Annotated in this window: 13 protein-coding genes; 5 read left to right on the forward strand and 8 right to left on the reverse strand. The window is 39.1% G+C overall.

Translation table 11 applies throughout. The features are described 5' to 3' along the window. Positions 1-26 precede the first annotated feature (26 nt). Positions 27-2,144, forward strand: coding sequence for a T9SS type B sorting domain-containing protein (locus tag P1K33_RS03995; protein WP_284651591.1), 2,118 nt, complete (start codon positions 27-29; stop codon positions 2,142-2,144). Here the strand turns inward: P1K33_RS03995 and folK are convergent, their stop codons facing one another. After that, complete coding sequence (folK, locus tag P1K33_RS04000) at positions 2,145-3,278, reverse strand: 2-amino-4-hydroxy-6-hydroxymethyldihydropteridine diphosphokinase (RefSeq protein ID WP_284651592.1); 1,134 nt, start codon at positions 3,276-3,278, stop codon at positions 2,145-2,147. 177 nt (positions 3,279-3,455) lie between these two features. Between folK and P1K33_RS04005 the strand changes: the two genes are divergently transcribed. Beyond that, positions 3,456-6,077 carry an AsmA-like C-terminal region-containing protein gene (locus tag P1K33_RS04005; protein WP_284651593.1) on the forward strand — a complete coding sequence of 874 codons (2,622 nt, stop codon included), beginning with the start codon at positions 3,456-3,458 and terminating at the stop codon, positions 6,075-6,077. Between the two features lie 41 nt (positions 6,078-6,118). Here P1K33_RS04005 and P1K33_RS04010 read toward each other — a convergent pair whose 3' ends face one another. Further along, positions 6,119-6,934 carry a DUF2797 domain-containing protein gene (locus tag P1K33_RS04010; protein ID WP_284651594.1) on the reverse strand — a complete coding sequence of 272 codons (816 nt, stop codon included), beginning with the start codon at positions 6,932-6,934 and terminating at the stop codon, positions 6,119-6,121. A 78-nt stretch (positions 6,935-7,012) separates the two neighbouring features. On the opposite strand from P1K33_RS04010, the gene P1K33_RS04015 reads away from it, so the two are divergent. Next, a complete protein-coding gene (locus P1K33_RS04015) occupies positions 7,013-8,539 on the forward strand; it encodes a GH3 auxin-responsive promoter family protein (RefSeq protein WP_284651595.1) in 1,527 nt (508 codons plus the stop codon). 279 nt (positions 8,540-8,818) lie between these two features. After that, positions 8,819-11,023 carry a TonB-dependent receptor domain-containing protein gene (locus tag P1K33_RS04020; protein WP_284651596.1) on the forward strand — a complete coding sequence of 735 codons (2,205 nt, stop codon included), beginning with the start codon at positions 8,819-8,821 and terminating at the stop codon, positions 11,021-11,023. Positions 11,024-11,069: 46 nt separating this feature from the next. On the opposite strand, the gene clpX is transcribed toward P1K33_RS04020, so the two are convergent. The 6 genes from clpX to P1K33_RS04050 all read right to left on the reverse strand — a co-directional run bounded on the left by clpX (position 11,070) and on the right by P1K33_RS04050 (position 16,604). Continuing rightward, positions 11,070-12,302: an ATP-dependent Clp protease ATP-binding subunit ClpX gene (gene clpX / locus P1K33_RS04025; protein ID WP_284651597.1), complete on the reverse strand. Its 1,233-nt coding sequence runs from the start codon at positions 12,300-12,302 to the stop codon at positions 11,070-11,072. Positions 12,303-12,373: 71 nt separating this feature from the next. Then, the gene (clpP, locus tag P1K33_RS04030) at positions 12,374-13,060 is read right to left on the reverse strand and encodes an ATP-dependent Clp endopeptidase proteolytic subunit ClpP (RefSeq protein WP_284651598.1); all 687 of its coding nucleotides are present in this window, start codon (positions 13,058-13,060) and stop codon (positions 12,374-12,376) included. Between the two features lie 295 nt (positions 13,061-13,355). Next, positions 13,356-14,690 carry a trigger factor gene (gene tig, locus P1K33_RS04035; RefSeq protein WP_284651599.1) on the reverse strand — a complete coding sequence of 445 codons (1,335 nt, stop codon included), beginning with the start codon at positions 14,688-14,690 and terminating at the stop codon, positions 13,356-13,358. Positions 14,691-14,779: 89 nt separating this feature from the next. Then, the gene (locus tag P1K33_RS04040; RefSeq protein WP_284651620.1) at positions 14,780-15,124 is read right to left on the reverse strand and encodes a phage holin family protein; all 345 of its coding nucleotides are present in this window, start codon (positions 15,122-15,124) and stop codon (positions 14,780-14,782) included. 5 nt (positions 15,125-15,129) lie between these two features. Beyond that, on the reverse strand, positions 15,130-15,891 hold the full coding sequence (locus tag P1K33_RS04045) for an alpha/beta fold hydrolase (protein WP_284651600.1): 762 nt from the start codon (positions 15,889-15,891) through the stop codon (positions 15,130-15,132). Then, entirely contained in the window at positions 15,891-16,604 is a 714-nt protein-coding gene (locus P1K33_RS04050) for a pyridoxine 5'-phosphate synthase (RefSeq protein WP_284651601.1), read from the reverse strand. The genes P1K33_RS04045 and P1K33_RS04050 overlap by 1 nt, the downstream gene beginning before the upstream one ends. 115 nt (positions 16,605-16,719) lie before the next feature. On the opposite strand from P1K33_RS04050, the gene P1K33_RS04055 reads away from it, so the two are divergent. Beyond that, positions 16,720-17,379, forward strand: coding sequence for a CBS domain-containing protein (locus P1K33_RS04055; protein ID WP_284651602.1), 660 nt, complete (start codon positions 16,720-16,722; stop codon positions 17,377-17,379). The last annotated feature ends 65 nt before the right edge of the window (positions 17,380-17,444 follow it).

Consider the following 17,444-nt stretch of genomic DNA (forward strand, 5'->3'; position numbering starts at 1 on the left):
GCTGGTATTTGCTTATTTTTATGACCATGAAAAAGAATTGCATTGTACTTTTATTACTCCTGTCAGCCGCTTCACAATTTGCTTTTGGTAATACGGTGCTTTCTTTGAATGCAAATCTCTTTTCTAAATTTCAGACAACCAATATTGCTCCGACATTAACCGCAACCGGAAACCAAATGTATTGTCCCGGAACATCCATGAAGATAGTGACCGATATGACCATCACTGATCCTGATGACACCGGAATAGATGCTGTTTACATACAAATTTCTTCAGGATATGATTTTGGCAATGATACTTTGGTTCTTACCGGGAGTCATCCCAATATCAGTAACGCCTGGAATGCCATAACCGGAACTTTAACCTTAACCGGAAGCACAGGACAACCCACTTATATCGATTTAGTTGCCGCCATCAAAGACATTGAATTTTCTTCAGCCGCTGTAAATCCTTCGGGCACAAGAAATTTTTCCATTTCGGTTGGGCAAGCCAATTATCTTCCTTCGAATGGTCATTATTATCTTTATATTCCCGATGTTGGCATCACTTGGTCTGCGGCAAAAGTTGCAGCACAAGCCAGCACTTATTATGGATTACAGGGCTATTTGGCCACGATAACTTCAGCCGAAGAAGCACAAATTGCCGGAGAACAAACCACCGGCGCCGGATGGATTGGCGGCAGCGATGAAGAAACCGAAGGTACCTGGAAGTGGATGACCGGACCGGAAATAGGCACTGTTTTTTGGACCGGCAACTTTACCGGTTTTACAACCAATTATGCTTTTTGGAATAACGGGGAACCCAATAGTTCCGGCGATGAAGATTATGCTCACGTAACTGCCCCAGGTGTTGGAATTCCGGGTTCGTGGAATGATTTATCCAATACCGGTGCTGCCAGTGGTAATTACCAGCCCAAAGGTTATATCGTAGAATATGGCGGAACACCGGGTGATCCAATTTTGCATATTGCCTCGAGTTCGACCATAACAATCGCCACTATTACTTCTACCGCTACCGCTACTCGTTGTGGAACCGGAACGCTGAACTTACAAGCGGTTTCCAATACCGGAACGGTAAACTGGTACACTTCATCATCCGGAGGAACTCCAATCGCCACCGGAAACAATTTTACCACACCGAGTATAAGTTCAACGACAACCTATTATGCCGCGGCTAATTTTAGCGGTTGTCCGGATATTTCCCGGATTCCTGTTGTTGCAAATGTTACTCCAAAACCAATACTGACCTATACTTCTCCTTTCTATATGTGTGATGAAGTTTATACAATCATAGAGGTGAATACAACCTCAGGACTTGTGTTTTGGTACGACAGCCCTACCAGTGCTAACAGCATTTTTTTAGGAACTCATTTTATTGTTCCTAACATTCACCAGAACACTGTTTTTTATGCAGAATCAAACTTTAACAATTGCCTTTCAGACAGAGCTGCAGTTGAAGTACATGTCTTTGCTTCTCCAATAGTTTCAGATGAAACCATTGACCTTTGTCAAAGTGATGTCATTACCTTAAGTGCCGGAAATCCGGGCATGAGTTATCTTTGGTCAACCGGAGAAACCACCCAAACCATTACCACTACCGGACTTCCGAATTACTCCGTAACGGTAACAACACCAGCACCGGAAAACTGTTCTAAAACAAAAAATTTTACTATTAGCTATAATACCGAACCGGTGATTTCAAGTGTTGATACTGCTGATTTACAAATCACGATTAACACCACTCAAAATGGTGATTTTGAATATTCGCTTGATGGAGTCAATTATCAGAATTCTAATGTTTTTACGGTTCCGGAAGGCGGAATGTATATGGCTTATGTCAGAGAAAAAAACAATTGTGGTTTCGACGATAAGCCTTTTATTGTAGTCTCCATACCAGATTTTTTTACGCCTAACGGCGACAACATCAATGATACTTGGACGATCAAAGGCGCCGCTTTTTTTGCCAATGCAGAAGTAAAGATTTTTGACCGTTACGGAAAACTGATTGCGGTTCTGAACCATTCCAATCCTTTTTGGGACGGTACTTATAACGGAAGGCAATTGCCTTCAACAGATTATTGGTTTGTAGCTAAAATGGATGACAACACACCCGAAATTAAAGGGCATTTTGCCATGTTGAGATAACTACAGGATTTTATTCCTGATTTCTTCCAAAATAAAAACATAGTCTTCCTGATTGTTCAGAAAATCCCTTTTGGTCACATCGATGATTAAGACATTCAAACCAGTTTGCGATTTGATATAATCCAAATAACCATTGTTGATTTTTTCTAAATATTCCGCCGGAATTTCCTGCTCATAACTTCTGCCCCGGGTTTTGATATTAGACAAAAGCCTTTCGGTGCTTTGGTACAAATAAATATACAAATCAGGCTTTGGCATTTCCTTGTAGATGATGTCAAACATCGTTTTATACAAACGGAATTCATCTTCCGCCAAAGTCACTTTGGCAAAAATCAATGATTTGAAAATATGATAATCGGCTACGATAAAGTCCTTGAACAAATCAAACTGTGCCAAATCATCAGATATTTGTTGGTATCGATCCGCCAAAAATGACATCTCCAACGGAAACGCATAACGGCTTTGGTCTTCGTAAAACTTGGGTAAAAACGGATTGTCTGCAAAACGTTCCAAAACGGTTTTCGCATTAAAATCTTCCGCCAGTTTATTGGTCAAAGTGGTTTTTCCTGCACCAATGTTTCCTTCAATGGCGATATAATTGAAATGGTCGAGCTTGATTTTGGCAATCGGAATTTCGAGGTTTTGCACCACTTTACAATTGCTTTTGTCTTCTGACAACACCAACAATTCATGCAAATATTTCTGTAAAATCGGATGACGCCAATCCAAATTCAAATCGCGCATCGGCAACAAGACAAACAAACGGTTCTGCATTTGAGGATGCGGAACCTGCAACTTTTCGGAAGCAATGATTTCTTCGTCAAAAGCAATTACATCAATATCAATAATTCGAGCTTGATAACCTGCTGCGTCTTCACGAACTCTTCCCAAAGCTTCTTCAAGCAATAAAACTTCTTCCAGGATTTGGTGTGCCGATTTGTGCGTATTCATCACAACGGCACAATTGTAAAATTTCTCGCTTTCAAAACCCCAGGATGGTGTTTCATAAAGTTTGGAAATCCTGATTATCGTCCCAATTTCCTTGTGCAAATCATTGATGCAACGCTCAATGTTTTCGAGACGATTGCCCTGATTGGTGCCCAATGATAGAATGACTTGATGCTGCTTGTTCATAGAAGCACAAATTAACTAAAACTATTTCAGAGTTACAGTAAAAAAGGCCGACTGTTAATAACAATTTCTCAACAATTCAACAGCACTAAAATCATAAAACTTCATTAAATAGTAACCGTTTTATGACTAAAAGGCATTATTTTTGTTAAGCCAATACGTAACTAAATCTATCACATCATGTTAAAGAAAATCCTGAAAATAGTTGGAATTGTTTTATTGCTATTAGTCGTTTCTGCTTTTGCGATACCTTATTTCTTCAAGGATCAAATCAAAGCCAAAATCTTAACCGCTATCAATGAAAAAGTAGATGCCAAAGTGACTTTTGCTGATGCCGATTTGAGTTTGTTCAGAAATTTTCCCAATGCCAGTGTGAACATTGAAAAGCTTTCGGTAATCAACAAAGCGCCGTTTGAAGGCGATACTTTAGTAGCATTTGACGAATTGAACCTCAAAATGTCTATCGGACAATTGTTCAACGATGAGAACGAACCTATGCAGATTGATGGAATTGATTCAAAAAACGGTTTGGTAAATATCCTGTTCAACAAAGACGGATTAGGGAATTTTGACATTGCTTTGAAAGAAGAAAGCAAAGCCGATGACAGCAAAAGCAAACCGCTTTCGCTAAAAATAAAAGAATATTCTGTTGAAAATTTCAGGTTTAAATATTATGATGAACGCTCTAAGGTCAAATTGGTTTTAGACAGCATCAATCATGAAGGAACCGGAGATTTTGCCGCGTCTAAATTGGATTTGGTGACCAAAACTACGACCAAAGTTTCACTCGATATGGACAAAGTCAATTATATGAAAAATGTGTCGTTGTCTTTGGATGCGATTCTTGGGATTGACATGGACCAAAGCAAATATTCCTTCAAACAAAACAAAGCAAAAATCAACGAATTGCCTTTGGAATTTGATGGTTTTCTCCAAATTGCCGATGACGGACAAATTTATGACCTGACTTTTAAAACGCCGACTTCTTCGTTTAAGAACTTCCTGGGCTTAATTCCGGCGCAATATGCCGCGAGTTTAAAAGATGTAAAAACCAGCGGTGATTTTACCGTTATCGGTTTTGCCAAAGGAAAACTAACCGATACGACGGTTCCTAAATTCAACATTGAAATTGCATCAAATAACGCTTCGTTCCAATATCCGAATCTGCCGAAATCGGTTCGCAACATTGTCATCGATACCAAAATCATCAATGAAACCGGTTTGATGAACGACACTTATGTCAATCTGGATAAATTGTCTTTCCAAATTGATCAGGACGTATTTAATGCGAAGGCCAATATTAGAAATGTATCCGAAAATGCCTTGGTGAATGCCGCTTTGAAAGGAACCATCAATTTGGGCAATCTGACCAAAGCGTATCCGGTGAAACTGAACAAACCTTTGAGCGGAATTTTAAAAGCCGATGTAACGACAGAATTTGACATGCAATCGGTGGAAAAAAGCGATTATGCCCGAATCAAAAATGCGGGTACAATTGACTTAACCGGTTTCAACTATACCGATGAAAATGGCAAGACGATGAAAATCAGTCGCGCTTTGGTTTCCTTTGATCCAAGCCGTGTCAACCTGAAACAATTTAATGCAACAACCGGCAAAAGTGATTTGGCCGTGAATGGTGTATTGGAAAATTTCTATGGCTTTGTATTCAAAAACCAGGAATTGAAAGGAAACTTCAACCTGAATTCAAATCAATTGGCGGTTAATGATTTTATGACCACCGAAACCACCGCGAAAAAAGACACCAAAGCCAGCGAACCTATGAAGATTCCGGCGTTTTTGAATTGCTCTTTGACTGCCAAAGCCAACACGGTTTTGTATGACAATCTGGTGATGAAAAACGTTTCAGGAAAAATTATCATCAAGGATCAAAAAGCAACTTTGGAAAATGGTAAAACCGATATTTTTGACGGTTCTATTGCGTTTAACGGCGATGTCTCCACCAAAGAAAAAACGCCAAAGTTCAACATGAATTTAGGATTAAATAAAGTGGATATTGCTAAAACCTTTACGCAATTGGACATGATGAAAAAAATCGCTCCGATTGCCGGTGTGATTAACGGTAAACTCAACTCTACCATCAAATTGTCCGGAAATTTAGATGACAAAGAAATGACGCCGGATTTGGGCAGCGTTTCGGGTGATTTATTGGGACAATTGCTTTCAACAACAGTCAATTCAAGCAATTCCGACTTATTGACTGCCTTGGACGGCAAATTGGCTTTTATTGATTTGAAAAAATTAAACCTCAACGATTTGAAAGCGGCACTGACTTTCAAAGACGGAAAAGTAAATGTAAAACCATTCGATTTAAAATACCAGGACATCAAAGTAACCATTGGCGGAACGCACGGTTTTGACCAAAACATGAATTACAATCTGAAATTTGATGTTCCGGCGAAATATTTAGGAACCGAAGCCAATAATTTGATTACCAAATTGTCTCCGGCGGATGCCAAAAAAGTGGAAAATGTTCCGGTAAATGCTATTCTTGGCGGTAATTTCAAAAACCCAAAAATCACAACGGATGTCAAACAAGCCACAACGTCGTTGGTCAATAATTTGGTCAAACAACAGAAAGACAAATTGGTTTCCGGCGGAAAAGATGCCTTAACGAATGTGATTTCCAATGCGACCAAACCAAAATCTGACACGACTAAAACGGATGTCAAAAAAGATGTAAAAGCCAAAGCCAATGATTTGATAAAAGGCTTGTGGAATAAAAAGAAAAAAGAAGAACCAAAACCGGCTACGACAACGCCAACACCGGCGCCAACGAAATAAAAAAGACACTAGCGAAGTGAACTGACGAGGTAAACCCTTTCTCAACAGAAAGGGTTTTTTATTGAAACATGTATTTTCACAACATAACCTTCAAAAGTCCGGACATTGAAAACCGTTCCGTCTTCAAACATCAGGTATTGTCCTTTCACTCCGATGAGTTTCCCGCAGAAATTAGGTGATTTATCCAGATTTAGGCTATTGACTTTGCTCAGATAATGCAACACCGGATAATGCAATTCATATAAATCATCCTTATTCGGGTTAAAAAATTCCTTTACTTCTCCCGGAATCAGATTTTCTAATTTTAATCTTTCAGCCATTAGATCAACTTCAGGCATTTCGTTTTTGAGCATTTTTTGCCAATTGGTTTTATCGGCATAATGATTTTTCAAAGCTACTTCGGTAATTCCGGCCAAATAACGATTCGGAACTTCCACAATCGGAAGCGCCTGAACAGCGCCTTGGTCAATCCAACGCGTTGGCACTTGGGTTTTTCTGGTCACGCCAACTTTGATTTCGCTAGACAATGCCAGATAAACGATATGTGGTTGCAATTGGACTTTCTTTTCGTATTCCAAATCGCGGTCTTCTATGTCGAGATGTGCCGTACTCAATTCGGGTTTCATAATCCAATCGCCTGCTGCAGCGCTGCTCATGAAGCAATCATAACAAAATCCCTGACGGAAAATTTTTTTCTTTTTACCACAATTCAAACATTGGTAACCCTGAAAAGAGATTTCCAAAGATTTGTCCAATAATTGGTTCAGGCTCAAAAAACTATTCTCAAACACCAGATAATATTGGATAGGATTGGAGAATTCGGTTTGCATTTTGGTCAGTACGCCTTCGTAAGTCATCTTTTATTCTTAAAATTATTTCCTATATTTGGTAAAGTTATAACTCATAAACCACAACTCAAACACCTAACTGAAAAAATGCCTTTTCCAATAATCAATTCTATCGCCTCCTGGGTTTTGAAACAGCGCATTCACCAGATTGAGTTGTTTCTCAAATATCCGCATGAAGTTCAGGATGAGCTGTTAATGAATTTGATCCGGAATTGTGACGAAACGGTTTTGGGCAAAAAATATGACTTCGAAAGTATCAAATCCTACCAAACCTTTGCCGAACGAATTCCGGTTTCTTCCTATGAAGATTTGGAACCGATGATTGAAGAAACACGTCAAGGTTATCAGAATATTTTTTGGAACACACCTATCAAATGGTTTGCCAAATCGAGCGGAACCACCAATGCCAAAAGCAAGTTTATCCCGGTGAGTAACGAAGCGCTCGAAGATTGTCATTACAAAGCCAGCAAGGATTTGCTGTGTATGTATCTGAACAACAACGAAAACTCAGAGATGTTTTTGGGCAAAAGTTTGCGCTTGGGCGGCAGTTCACAGATTTACGAAAACAACAATACTTTTTTTGGCGATTTATCGGCCATTTTGATTGAAAATATGCCCATGTGGGCCGAATTCAGCAGTACGCCAAGCAATAAAGTCTCTTTGATGAGCGAATGGGAAACCAAACTCACTGCAATCATCAACGAAACCAAAACCGAAAATGTAACCAGTTTTGCCGGAGTTCCTTCCTGGATGCTGGTTTTGCTCAATAGAATTTTAACCGAATCGGGTAAGGAAAACATGATGGAACTTTGGCCGAACCTGGAAGTGTATTTTCACGGTGGTGTGAGTTTTGAACCTTATCGCGAGCAATACAAAAAGATTTTGCCAAAAGCAGATTTCAAATATTATGAAATCTACAATGCCTCTGAAGGTTTTTTCGCCATTCAGGATTTGAATTATTCGAATGATTTATTATTGATGCTGGATTATGGCATTTTCTACGAATTTATTCCGATGGATACTTTTGGCACACCGAATCAAAAAATCGTCCGACTTTCCGAAGTGGAATTGTTCAAGAATTACGCTATGGTGATTACCACCAATGCCGGCTTGTGGCGTTATATGATTGGCGACACCGTTCGTTTTACTTCCTTAGATCCATACCGAATCAGGGTTTCGGGAAGAACCAAACACCATATCAATGTTTTTGGCGAAGAGTTAATGGTCGAAAACACTGATTTGGCTTTGGCCAAAACCTGTTCGGCCTTACAATGTGAAGTAAAAGATTATACCGTGGCGCCCATTTTTATGCACGACCGCGAAAAAGGCGCACACGAATGGATCATTGAATTCAAAAAACATCCGGAAGATATCGCTTTATTTCAAAAAGTATTGGACGAAAACATCCAATCGGTCAACTCCGATTACGAAGCCAAACGCTACAATAATATGACGTTGAATGAACTCAAAATCAATGTTGCCCGGGAAAACCTATTCTACGATTGGCTCAAAGAGAACAACAAATTGGGCGGCCAACACAAGATTCCGCGGCTTTCGAATCAACGAGATTATTTGGAACAGTTGATGAATATGCAACACAATGTAAATTCCTAATGAAAAAACTCCTTGTTATATTACTCGTTCTAGGCTTTCTCACTTCTTGTGGCCCACGCCGATTGAGATGTGGTCCGGGAAGATGTAATATTGAAATGCCTAAGAACAACACTGCTTTTAAAAATATCTGCTAAATTTTATTTTTTGTTGTAACATTTGGTTGGGTTGAAAGTCTTATGAGACACCCGAGGCGAAGCCGAATTGTTCGGAGCGCATCGGAGAAAATCATCATCAATCAATCGGATATCAGTTTTACTGATGTTCATAAATCAATCAAAAATGAAATCAATAAGCATTACCCTATGCTTACTCGTCACGAGTATGCTTTTTGCGCAGGAAGCGCCAAGTCAGTCGACTGAAACTCCAAAGCCGACTTCAGAAAAAACAAACGAACTGAAAGAAGTTACCATTTACGGCAACAAAAAACAGTATCTCAAAGTAGAATCCGATAAAACGACGATCAGCGTCAGAGACAATGCCATGCTAAACAGCGGCAGCAGCCTCGAAGCGGTGAAAAAAATTCCCGGTGTGATTACTTCGCCAACCGGAACCATTACTTTAAACAGTAAAGGTGTTACCATTTATATAGATGGCGCTCCGAGTTCGCTGAGCGGAACCGATTTGCAAAATTATTTGGCCACACTTCCGGCCAATGCCATTGAAAAAGTGGAGTTGATATACAATCCCGGCGCTTCTTATGATGCCGATTCCAGCGGATCGATCATCAATATTGTTACCAGTACCAAACGCAAAAAAGGCATTAATGCCAGTTTCAATATCAACTATAATTTCAATCAATACCAAAAGCCAAGTCCGCAGATTTTATTGAACGGAAAAGTAAAGGAATTGAGTTGGCAAACGATGATTGGCTACAATTATATCGATAGTGAAAGCAACAACAAAAACGATCAAACCTTCACCTCTTTTGACCCAGATGAACACCTACTGCAAAAAAACTTAGTCAAATTTACCAATCGAAATTTCTATTTCAGAACCGGTACGAATTACAAACTGAATGAAAAATCCAATTTGTTGTTCAATTACAATCTCAATTTAGGGAATGACCGCATTGTTGCTGACGGAACAACCGTTGGCACCGGAATTGACTATTCGAATGCCAGTTTGTCCAAAATGAAAAACAGCGTCAACGAGTTGAGTTTGCAATACAAAACCAAATTGGATACGATTGGCCGAACTTTAGACATTACAGCCTACAGCAACTTTTTCAGCCGTTCACCTAAGACCAATTCCATTGGGGAAAATAATGGCACTCCGGCGTTTTACAGCGGAGATGTCGATTTTAATATGGCCAATTATTACCTGAAATATGATTTTGCCATTCCGTTTAACAAAGCCAATTTCTCCGTTAATACCGGTGGAAAGTTCAACTACATCAAAGTGGATGACAAAGGGATTTACAATCTGAACACAACAGCTGCTTCCATAATTGACTTTGATTATACCGAATCCAATTTGGCTTTTTATGTCGAAGCCAGAAAGAAAATCAAGAAGTTCAATTTCACCGCCGGTCTTCGTTTTGAGGATTATAATGTAGACCGAACAGCCGTTCAGGAAGGCGATGAAACCGAAGTGAATTTCAAGAATACCAACTTTTTCCCGAATGCCAGTGCGATGTATGAATTCAATGAGAACATGAACATCACGGCTTCCTATTCGAAGAAAATACAGCAAGCCGATTACAATGTTTTGGATCCGAATAACTTTGCCAACTTTGATCAATACAACTCGTCGCAGGGAAATCCGTTTCTAAAACCGGCCTTTTTTGACAATTTCGAGGTAAAATTTACGGCTTTTCAGTTTGTGAGTTTGGGTGGAAATTACACTATTGCACGCGACAGGAACAATTTTATTTTCACCGCAGAACCGGGAGAATTGGTGAGCAATCAAACTTTCCAACAGTTTGACAAAGTAAAAACGATGAGTTTGTTTGCCTCATTCCCGGTTCCATTGGATTATTTCTTCAAAAGCAAAGAGGAATTCCAAAAGCGTATGGCGAACATGGACAATATGAATTATATTTTCTTCAATGTCAATTATATCAAAACGACCACAGAAGGATATGATTTCTCGTTTGAGAGCAAACCTATCCTGAATTATTCAGCGCAGGCACAATTCATTTTGCCATGGGGAATCAAAAACTCGATGTCCTATTTTATTTTGCCAAAAGGCACTTGGGAAATTTACCAAATCACCAAACCGATTCAGCAGTTTGACATTTCGTTCAACAAGGATTTCATGAACAAAAACCTGAAAATAGGATTGCATTGTTTTGATGTTTTCAATTCCAACGAAGTCAATGCTTTGGTTTCTTCGACCAATTTAGAGACCAAATTCTATCAGAAGCAGGATTCAAGAACCTTTAGATTATCATTGACCTACAACTTTGGTGATTTGAGCCTGAAAAAGGAGAACACCGAAATCAACATCGAGAAAAACCAATCCGGTGGCGGTTTTATGAAATAAGGAATGCATGTATAAAAATAAAAAATCCCTCAGTTGAGGGATTTTTTTATGATGCTATTTCTAAACGCTTTAATAAGTTTTTGGTCAACGCATCGTGCGTATAATCCAAATCGATGTGGAGTTCTTTTTCGTCTGAACTTGGCAAGTCATACATCGCATCGGTTAGAATTGCTTCGCATAACGAACGCAATCCACGGGCGCCGAGTTTGTATTCCAATGCTTTTTCCACGATATAATCTAAAGCTTCATTGGTAATGGTGAATTTCACATCATCCATCGCGAATAGCTTTTCATATTGCTTGATTAACGCATTTTTTGGCTCGGTCAAAATCGCTCTCAACGTTTCCTTGTCTAGCGGATTCATGTGCGTCAACACCGGTAAACGACCAATGATTTCAGGAATTAAACCAAAATCTTTGATGTCTTTCGGGATTACATATTGCAACAAATTGTTTTTGTCGATGCCTTCCGCATTTTTTGAAGTGGAATAACCAATCGCCTGACGGTTCAATCTTTTCGAAATGATTCTTTCAATACCGTCAAAAGCACCACCGGCAATAAACAAGATATCTTTGGTATTGACTTCAACGAATTTTTGGTCGGGATGTTTTCTGCCACCTTTTGGCGGTACGTTTACCATTGTTCCTTCCAATAATTTCAATAAGGCCTGTTGTACACCTTCACCCGAAACATCACGTGTGATGGATGGATTGTCGCTTTTGCGGGCAATCTTATCAATTTCATCAATGAATACAATTCCTCTTTCTGCTTTTGGCACATCATAATCGGCTGCCTGTAGCAAACGTGTCAAAATACTTTCCACATCTTCACCCACATAACCGGCTTCTGTCAATACGGTGGCATCAACGATAGCCAATGGAACGTCCAACATTCGGGCGATGGTTTTGGCCACCAATGTTTTTCCGGTACCGGTTTGGCCAACCATAATGATATTGGATTTTTCAATCTCTACATCTTCTTCATGTTGGAGCTGCATCAATCTTTTGTAGTGATTGTAAACGGCCACCGACATTACTTTTTTGGTTTGATCCTGCCCAATCACGTATTGGTCAAGAAATGCGCGGATTTCCTTTGGCTTTTTCAAAACCAAATCGGCTGATTGCTTTGCGGCGCTCGATCCTTTTAATTCTTCTAAAACTATTCCGTGTGCCTGCTCAATACATCGATCACAAACATGCGCATTTATTCCGGCGATCAATAAATTGGTCTCCGGCTTTTTTCGTCCACAAAAGGAACATTCTAAAACTTGTTTTGCCATTTTTTTTAGTTAGCAGAAGGCAGATTTAAGAAGGCAGATGTTTTCTGCGTTCTATTTTCTGCGTTCTGAATTTATCTTCTTAACACTTCATCAATCATTCCGTAGGTCTTCGCTTCATCGGCAATCATCCAGTAATCGCGTTCGGAGTCTTTGTGTACTTTATCAAAAGGCTGTCCTGAATGGTGCGAAATGATTTGGTATAATTCATCTTTCAGTTTCAACATTTCCTTTAAGTTGATTTCCATATCGGTTGCCACACCTTGTGCGCCACCTGACGGTTGGTGAATCATCACTCTTGAATGTGGTAATGCTGACCGTTTTCCGGCGGCACCGGCACACAATAAAACCGCACCCATTGATGCTGCCATTCCGGTACAGATGGTTGCCACATCGGGTTTGATGTATTGCATGGTATCATAAATCCCAAGACCTGCGTAAACGCTTCCGCCCGGAGAATTAATATAGATTTGGATGTCTTTTGAAGCATCAACACTTTCCAAAAACAACAATTGCGCTTGGATGATGTTGGCCATATAATCATCAACTCCTGTTCCCATAAAGATGATTCTGTCCATCATCAAACGGGAGAATACGTCGAGTTGCGAGATATTCATTTGGCGTTCTTCAATAATATAAGGTGTCATGCTACTTACGATTTTATCGTAATACATACTGTTTACGCCATGTTTTTTGGTAGCAAATTTTTTAAATTGCTTCGCCAGTTCGAGCGTAGCTCTCGTGTCTTTTCCGTAGTCCATTTTATTAGTTATGAATTAAGAGTTATAAGTTATGAATTCTTCTTTTGGTTAGTCAAAGTTCGTGCCTTCTTTTAAAAGTGACAATGTGTCGCTTTAACTTAAAAACCCTAGCCCGGATGGAAGCGGCATCCTTTTTATTGTTTGTTGAAAAGCCCTTCGACTGCGCTCAGGGTGACAAACAATAAAAAGATATAGCGGACAGCCGGAAAAAGCTTCACACGAGCAAAGCGAACTGACGTCAGTAAATAAAAAAGCGCCAAATTACTTTGACGCTCAAATATAGTAAAATATATTATTAGTGTTTTAATTCACCATACATTGCTTTGATGAACTCATCGTAGCTTACTTCTTTTGACTTGGCTTTTACTTTGTCTTTGAAAAGATTTAGCATTTTTTCATTCATTACCTGTTCTGACAAACGACGAACTTCGTCCTGGTTTGACATTACACGTGCCACGATTCCCTGAACATCTTCGTCAGACGGATCCATTTGACCGAATTGTGCCATTTGTTTTTTGATCACTTCAGAAGTGTACGCTTTCAAGTCATCGAAAGTGATTTGCAATCCATTTTCGGTGATGATTTTTCCTTCGATTAGTTGGTAACGCAACCCGTTTTCTGATTTGGCATATTCTGCTTCTGCTTCTTCAGCGCTTAATGGGTTTTCACCAGCTGATTGGATCCATTTTTTCAAGAAACCTGCAGGCAAATCAAACTTCGTGTTGGCGATTAATGACTCAGTCACATCGTTTAAGAATTTTTGGTCTGCTTGTTGCGCGAATTGCTTTTCGGCGTCTTCCTTGATTTTGGCTTTTAATTCAGCTACAGAAGTTACCACTTTTGGCCCGAATAATTTATCAAATAATTCTTGGTCTAAAGTTGCCGGTTCGTGAGTGGTTACTTCGTCGATAGTGAAAGTTACTTCAACATCTAATCCGTGAACGTCATCGTGACCAACGGCTAAATAATCCATCAATTTGTGATCATCATCAAATAAACCTTTGGTTTTTAAGGTAACTATATCACCTACTTTTTTACCGATGAAAGCTTTTGCAGTTTTCTTGTCTGCAAAAACGTCTAACGCCAAAGTCGTTCTGTTGTTGATGCCTTTTTCTTCGTTGGCAAAAACACCCGAAACGTCATTTCCTTCTTCTACTGTATCTTTAGCGATTAGTTTTCCGTATTGTTTTTGGATACGGGCAACCTGGTCGTTCAACATTTTGTCGTCGGCAACGATTTTGTATTGTACAACATTGTTTTTCGCAGTCAAATCCACATTGAATTCAGGAGCTAAACCTAATTCGAATTCAAATTTATAGTCTTCTAAATCCCAGTTGAAATCTTCGGTTACTTTTGGTAGCGGATTTCCAAGGATATCTAATTTTTCTTCTACTAAATAATTGTTCAGATTATCTTGCAACAATTTGTTTACTTCATCCAATAAAACGGCTTTCCCGTATTGTTTTTGGATTAAACTCATCGGCACTGCTCCTTTTCTGAAACCGGGAATAGCAGCATTTTTTCTATAATCTGCTAATACTTTCTCTACTTTTTCTGCGTAATCCGATTTTGATACTTCAACAGTAACTACAGCATTTAATGCGTCTACATTATTTCTTGTGATGTTCATTTCTTGTGTTTTTTACATACTAAAATTGGGTTGCAAAATTATAACATTTCTACAACCCAACCAAGTTTATTTTGTTGATTTTAACTGTCTTATTTCGACTCGCCTGTAATTTGGAAAACCAATGATTGTGAAAGCGATAAAATAACACTGAACAACATCGCTGTCCAGAACGAACTGACTTCAAATCCGTCGACAAATTCGTCACAAAGCAAGATGATAATGGCGTTAATGACCAGTAAAAATAAACCAAGTGTAAAAAACGTCACCGGCAAAGTCAACAATACCAATATCGGTTTTACAAAAAAGTTCAATAGCCCGAGAACAATGGCTACGGTTAAGGCTGTGGTGAATTCATCAACCCTTACGCCCTTCATTAAGTAGGCAATGGCCATTACCAAACCAGCAGTGATAAATATTCTAAGGAGTAGTTTCATCATTTTTATTTTAAAAATTTAATAGTCTCTTCAAAAAACAACTTCGGATTCTCGGCATGAAGCCAATGGCCAACATTCGGAATTGTTGCTAATTTAAAATTAGGAAAATGTTTTTGGATTTCGGGCACATCACTGTCTAAAATGTATTTTGAATTGCCGCCACGGATAAACATTGTGGGTTTGTCAAAATGATTTTCAGCTGGCAACGCTTCTCCTATGACTTCAATTTTGGCATTAAAAACCGGCAGATTGAATCGGAAAGCGAGTTGTCCGGGTTCTATCCAATACAGGTTTTTCATTAAGAATTGGCGTGTGCCAAAATCGGGTATAAACGGATACAAGGTTTCTTCTACTGTTGCTCTGTCGGGTTTTGTGGAAAAATCTACCGCATTCAATCCGGCTAAAATATCCTGATGGTGCGGCGCATAATATTTCGGACCGATATCGGCGACGATTAGCTTTTCTAACATTTCGGGATAAGTTGTAGCAAAAAGCATCGCTACTTTGCCACCCATAGAATGACCTATGATGGAAATATTGGACAAATTATGGTCTTGGCAATACTCCAAAATATCATTCGCCATAATCGTATAATTGAAATCATCGGAATGAAAACTTTTGCCGTGATTGCGCAAATCAATCATGTGTGTCTGGAATCCTTCGGCGGCATAAAGCGAACCAAATGATTTCCAATTATCACTCATTCCCAAAAAACCATGAATGATTAAAAGCGGCTGGCCTTCGCCTTCTATTCTGGAGTGCAACATTATTTGAGTTTGTTTAAATACATATTAACAACATTATCCAAACCAAGATACAATGCTTCTGAAATCAAGGCATGGCCGATAGAAACTTCCAATAATCCCGGTATATTTTCTTTGAAGAATTGGATATTGTCCAAACTCAAATCATGTCCGGCGTTGATGCCTAATTCCAATTCATTGGCCAAAACGGCGGCTTTTACATAAGGCTCGATTCCGGCTTTGTTGCCCAAACCATATTGATGAGCGAACTCTTCGGTGTACAATTCGATTCTGTCGGTTCCTGTTTTTTTGGCACCTTCAATCATATTTAAAACCGGATCCACAAAGATAGATGTTCGGATACCGTTGCGTTTGAATTCGGCGATTACTTCGGTTAGATAATCCTGAAATTTTATAGTATCCCAACCCGCAGAAGACGTAATCGCGCCAATTGCATCGGGCACCAAAGTCACTTGTTCGGGTTTGCATTCGAGCACCAAATCGATAAAATTGTGTTGCGGATTGCCTTCGATGTTGAATTCGGTATAGACAATCGGTTTTAAATCGCGCGCATCCTGATAACGGATATGTCTTTCATCGGGTCTTGGATGAATGGTAATTCCTTGGGCTCCGAATTGCTGAATGTCTTTGGCTACTTGCAGCAAATCTGGCACATTTCCACCGCGTGCATTTCGCAAAGTGGCTATTTTATTAATGTTTACGCTTAATTTTGTCATGGCAATTTTTGATAAAACTTATCTTTTAAAAATGTGATTACAAAAATACAAAGTAAAACTAAGTTCGAATGTCCTAAAATTTGATTATTTTGCAGTCGCTAAAAGAAAAGAATACATGAGAGAACTTTCGGAATACATCAATAACGATTTTAAACCATTTAAGAGTACTGAAACCGTAGCGGACATTCAGGATTTTTTTGCCGAAGGCACTTATTCCCATTTTCCGGTTTTGGACCATGGCGTTTATTTAGGTTGCATTTCGGGTGTTGATGCTGAAACTTTTGAATCCAAAAAAACCATTTCCGAATACCGCTATGCGCTGGAAGGTTTTTTTGTGAGAAACGGAATGATTTGGCTGGATGTTTTAGAGGTTTTTGCCCGTAACAATGCCAATTTGGTTCCGATTTTGGATGATACCAATAAATATGTCGGCTATTATGAAATCACCGACGTGATTAAGTTTTTAAACGAAACACCATTCCTAAAAGAAACCGGCGGCATCATTATCGTGGAGAAATCGACCAATGATTATTCGATGAGTCAGATTACACAGATTGTGGAAAGCAACAACGGTAAGTTATTGGGTGTTTTTGTTTCGGAAGCCAATGCCGAAAAAGTACAGGTAACGATTAAAATTACTTTGGGCGGCATGAATGAAATCATCCAGTCGTTCAGACGCTATAATTATGAAATTGTTTCGGAACACCACGAAGATGATTATATGAATACACTGAAAGAGCGTTCTGAATACTTGGATAAATATTTAAATATGTAAAAATAGAAGGCAGAAAGCAGAAGACAGAAAGCAGAAGGTTGAAAAATCGAAATTGCAGTTCTGAA

The sequence above is a fragment of the Flavobacterium terrisoli genome, from assembly GCF_030167905.1.
Taxonomy (GTDB): domain Bacteria; phylum Bacteroidota; class Bacteroidia; order Flavobacteriales; family Flavobacteriaceae; genus Flavobacterium; species Flavobacterium terrisoli.